This is a genomic window from Nautilia sp. (genome assembly GCF_053994455.1).
On the sequence record NZ_JBMYAU010000105.1, the window covers coordinates 1 to 4,457 of the forward strand.

Annotated in this window: 4 protein-coding genes; all 4 read left to right on the top strand. The window is 36.5% G+C overall.

Going from position 1 to position 4,457, the window contains the following annotated elements:
- Nucleotides 1–22: 22 nt before the first annotated feature.
- From hslU to ACXJIE_RS07625, 4 genes are read left to right on the top strand one after another with little or no spacing between them, the layout of a single operon-like run.
- A complete protein-coding gene (gene hslU, locus ACXJIE_RS07610) occupies nucleotides 23–1,336 on the top strand; it encodes an ATP-dependent protease ATPase subunit HslU (RefSeq protein ID WP_456480371.1) in 1,314 nt (437 codons plus the stop codon).
- 11 nt (nucleotides 1,337–1,347) lie between these two features.
- Nucleotides 1,348–2,229 carry a GTPase Era gene (era, locus tag ACXJIE_RS07615; RefSeq protein WP_456480372.1) on the top strand — a complete coding sequence of 294 codons (882 nt, stop codon included), beginning with the start codon at nucleotides 1,348–1,350 and terminating at the stop codon, nucleotides 2,227–2,229.
- Nucleotides 2,226–3,794, top strand: coding sequence for a hypothetical protein (locus tag ACXJIE_RS07620; RefSeq protein WP_456480373.1), 1,569 nt, complete (start codon nucleotides 2,226–2,228; stop codon nucleotides 3,792–3,794). The genes era and ACXJIE_RS07620 overlap by 4 nt, the downstream gene beginning before the upstream one ends.
- Nucleotides 3,791–4,402: a hypothetical protein gene (locus ACXJIE_RS07625; RefSeq protein ID WP_456480374.1), complete on the top strand. Its 612-nt coding sequence runs from the start codon at nucleotides 3,791–3,793 to the stop codon at nucleotides 4,400–4,402. Before ACXJIE_RS07620 ends, ACXJIE_RS07625 begins: the two co-directional genes overlap by 4 nt.
- Nucleotides 4,403–4,457: the final 55 nt, after the last annotated feature.

The window sequence follows — 4,457 nt, forward strand, 5'->3', positions numbered from 1 at the left end:
TTAAAACTTGAAAAGGAATAAAATGAATATGACTCCTAAGCAGATAGTTGCTTATTTAGACGAATATATCGTAGGTCAGAAAGATGCCAAAAAGACCATAGCGATAGCCCTGAGAAACAGACAAAGAAGAATGAAACTGCCTAAAGAATGGCAGGACGATATAGTTCCTAAAAACATACTTATGATAGGCCCTACCGGCGTGGGAAAAACGGAGATTGCCAGAAGAATGGCAAAAATGATGAAACTGCCTTTTGTCAAGGTTGAGGCGAGCAAATATACGGAAGTTGGTTTTGTGGGGCGAGATGTCGAGTCTATGATAAGGGATCTGGTTAACAACTCCATGAATCTTGTAAGAGCGGAAATGGAAGAGAAATCAAAAGAGCAGATTGAAGAAAACGTTATTGAGGAAATCACCAGGAAACTTCTCCCTCCTCTGCCTAAAAACGCCCCTGAACAGAAACAGGCGGAATACCGCAATTCTTTTGAAAAAATGAAACAAAGGGTGAAAAACGGTGAGGTTGATCATTTAAAAATCACCGTCGAGATTGAGGAGCTGCCTGAGGGGGACGAATCTCTTCCGCCTGAAATGATAAAGGCGCAGGAAAGCATAGTGAAAATTATAGGTATCTTTAACAAAAACAAAGAAAAAAAAGAGGTGACGGTAAAAGAGGCTAAAGAGCTTCTCAAACGTGAGGCGGCCGAAAAAATAATAAGCAAGGAAGATTTGAAAAAAGAGGCTTTAAAAAGAGCCGAAAACGGAATTATATTTATAGACGAAATCGACAAAATAGCGGCTACGGGCAATCAGAGGCAGGATCCGAGCAAAGAGGGTGTTCAAAGGGATTTGCTACCTATAGTGGAAGGTTCTACGGTTAATACCAAATACGGATATGTAAATACTGATCACATACTTTTTATAGCGGCCGGGGCCTTTCATCTTAGCAAACCGAGCGATCTTATTCCGGAGCTTCAGGGAAGGTTTCCGTTAAGGGTTGAACTTCAGAGTCTTGACGAGGAGGCCTTATATCAGATATTGACCAAGCCTAAGCATTCTTTAATAAAACAGTATCAGAAACTCTTGGAAGTGGAGGGTGTTAACCTTGTGTTCGAAGAATCCGCATTGAGGGAAATTGCGAAATATGCGTTTTTAGCAAACGAAAAAACGGAAGACATAGGTGCGAGACGTCTTCATACGGTAATAGAAAAAGTACTTGAAGATATAAATTTCGAAGCCGACGAATACAGCGGAAAAGATTTTATAGTTGATGAGGCTTATGTAAAAAGCAAACTTGACGATATAGTAGAAAACGAAGAAATAACGAAATATATTTTATAAGAAAGGAAATTATGCCTAAAAGCGGATTTGTCGGTATACTTGGTAAACCTAACGCAGGAAAGTCTACTCTTCTGAACTGGCTGTTGGGAGAAAAAATCGCCCTTGTCTCCCCCAAAGCCAATGCAAGCAGAAAAAGGGTGAACGCTATCGTAATGCACGGTGAGGATCAGATTATTCTTTTAGATACTCCCGGTCTTCACGAAAAGGAAAAACTCCTTAACAAATTTATGCTTAAAGAAGCGCTTAAAGCTTTGGGTGACAGCGATATAGTTCTTTTTTTGGCGGATGTCAGGGACGATTTGAGCGGATATAGATGGTTTTTGGAGCTGAATACGAAAAACATACCCCATATTGTCGTTTTGACCAAAACAGATTTGGTTTCAGACGAAGAAGTTCAACAGAAGGCGGAAGAGTATAAAAAAACCGGAAAAGCGTTAGATGTTATACCAATCAGTGCGGTGGAAGGAAAAGGCAAGGAAGAATTATTAAACTCAATAATTAAACATTTGCCGGAACACCCTTATTATTACGATCCGGAAATTATATCGACGGAACATATAAGGGATATTTATAAAGAACTTATCAGAGAAGCCCTTTTTGAAAAGCTCGGGGACGAGCTGCCTTATGAAACCGACATTTTGATAGAAAAACTCGAAGAATATGAGAATTTGGATAAAATATATGCTACAATTATTGTGGAAAGACAGTCTCAAAAAGGGATGATAATAGGCAAAAAAGGCCGTAAAATAAAAGAGATAGGAATATATGCGAGAAAACTTCTTGAGGAGTTTGCGGGGAAAAAAATATATCTGGAACTGTATGTAAAAGTCGTGCCGGGATGGAGCAAAAACAAAAAAATGCTTGAAGAACTTGGATATGAGGTAGAGTTATGAAAAAACTGGAGTTTAGTAAAATAAATATAAATTTAAAACCCGATTTGTTTAAAAAATACGACTACAACATAAACGATGTTATAGGTGTAAAAGGCGAAGACAGGTTTATTCTTTACGTAAAAAACAAACTTATAAGAATATACAGGGGGCCTCTGAAGTCAAAAGCGCTTCTTTCCACATATATTCCCATAGAACATGCGATATTTTACAGTTTCGAAATTGAAAAAAGCATTATTGAAAAAGTGGATCTTGATCATTTTATCGAAACGAAAGTGTATGAAGAAGCCGGTGTAGACGAAACGGAAAAATACATTATCAAATATAAAATAATAGATTCGATGAAAGATGAAAAAATTGTTACCATTGAAATAATAATCGTACCCGTGGGGTATATAGAAAACGGGTATAAAGATATTTTAAAAGAAACCGGGTATATCGATTACATATCATTCCCCGCATTCGCTTACAAAGCCCTGTATGAAGAGCAGATTATTAAAAAGGCGAACGATTTATTCGTTGTGTTTTTATACGATAAAGTTTTTTTAACGTTTTACAACGAAGGCGAACTCTTAAGCATAGTCACTATTTCCGGAGGGCTGAATAAAGTTTACGAATCTCTCAGTAAACTGAAAATAAAAGATTTCGACCTTTCGATGTTTGAGAAACTGTTAACCAAGAAGGGAATTAACGCAATAAAATATACAAATCATGAAAAAGCGGTTCTTGACGTTATTCAGGACGAATTTCTTTCGCTTGTCGATATAGTCAATTCCCAGATAGACAAAATAAGCTCTAAATACAATATAAGCGAAATCGACAGGATTTATGTCATTTCCGAATACGGAAACATAGAGGGTCTGCAGAATTACATACAGAAAATAATCGGAATCGATACGTTCGGTTTCGAATTTTACGAAGAATACAACCTTGACAGGCTTGCCGTCAATCCGTTTTTGTTTTTGGGTATGCTCGAAGCCCACAATGCGTATAAGAAAGAGAATCAGGATTACAACTTTTCCATGGCTCTTAGAAAGCCCACGTTTTTATACAGGCCGAGCGGTAAGCTGTTTTCGGTTGTCTGCGCCTCTTCGGTGCTTATGAGTATATATCCGTTATATCTTTATATAAACGGAATGTCATACGAGAGTAAAAACAGACGTCTGATATCGCAGGTAAGAAATCTCAACCAGATTAACAGAAAACTGGGAGAGCAGATTAAAACACTCAAACAGGAAGCGCGGGCGCTTATTAAGGAAACCGAAAAATATGCAAAAAGCATTTCGTTTACAAAAAACTTCATAAAAAGCGTATATGAGTTTAAATACGCCTATATTCCGAAATCCAGCGAGCTTGTGGATATTACCCTTCTTATGAACAAAAATGATGTTTATCTTGAAAGTATGGACTATAACAACAGTGCGTTCAGTTTTAACGTATTTTCATTTAAGGACACTCAAATTCCTAATTTTATTGACGATTTGGTAAAGAAGGGTTTTAACGTGGAAACCGACGGTGTTACGCTTAAAAAAGGAAAATACAATGCCACAGTTAGGATTAAAGAATGAAATTCATAGACAATATCGATAATTATTTTTATGCCAAAACGCCTAAAGACGTACTGATGGCTTATCTGATGATAGTGGTGCTTATAGGGTTTGTGGTTTTTTATTTTATATTGCCCCAGACGCAGAAATACAGAAACCATCAGGTGAAGATATACAAAAAAACGAAGTCGGAACTTAGGCAGCTGAAATATCAAAAAAACCTCTTAAGCGGCCAGCTTGTGCTTCTTAAAAAAAAGATAAAAAACATATCACTTGAAAAAACGGCTTTAAAAAAACAGAAGGATTTTTACGACGAACTGGCCAACCTTCTGGATTTTGTGGAATTTAACCAGTATAAATGGGGCGAATTCGTTAAAAATCTCGTATTTAACGCCAAAAAAGAAGGTCTGAAAGTTTTGGGCTTTACGAATCAGTTATATAACGATAACAAAGGTCTTATTAACAAAAAAATGGAAATCAACGTCAAACTGAACGGAGAATATAAAAACTTTTTATATTTTATATACCAGTATGAAGATATAAGAGATCTGCTCAGGGTCGAAAGCATAAACATAGATAAAAATAAAAATTTTGAAATAAAATTCACTTTATATGGGTATGAAAAATGAAAAAGATTATTTTATTAACGGGTTTAGTTTTTCTTTTTTTATACGGAAACGCGCA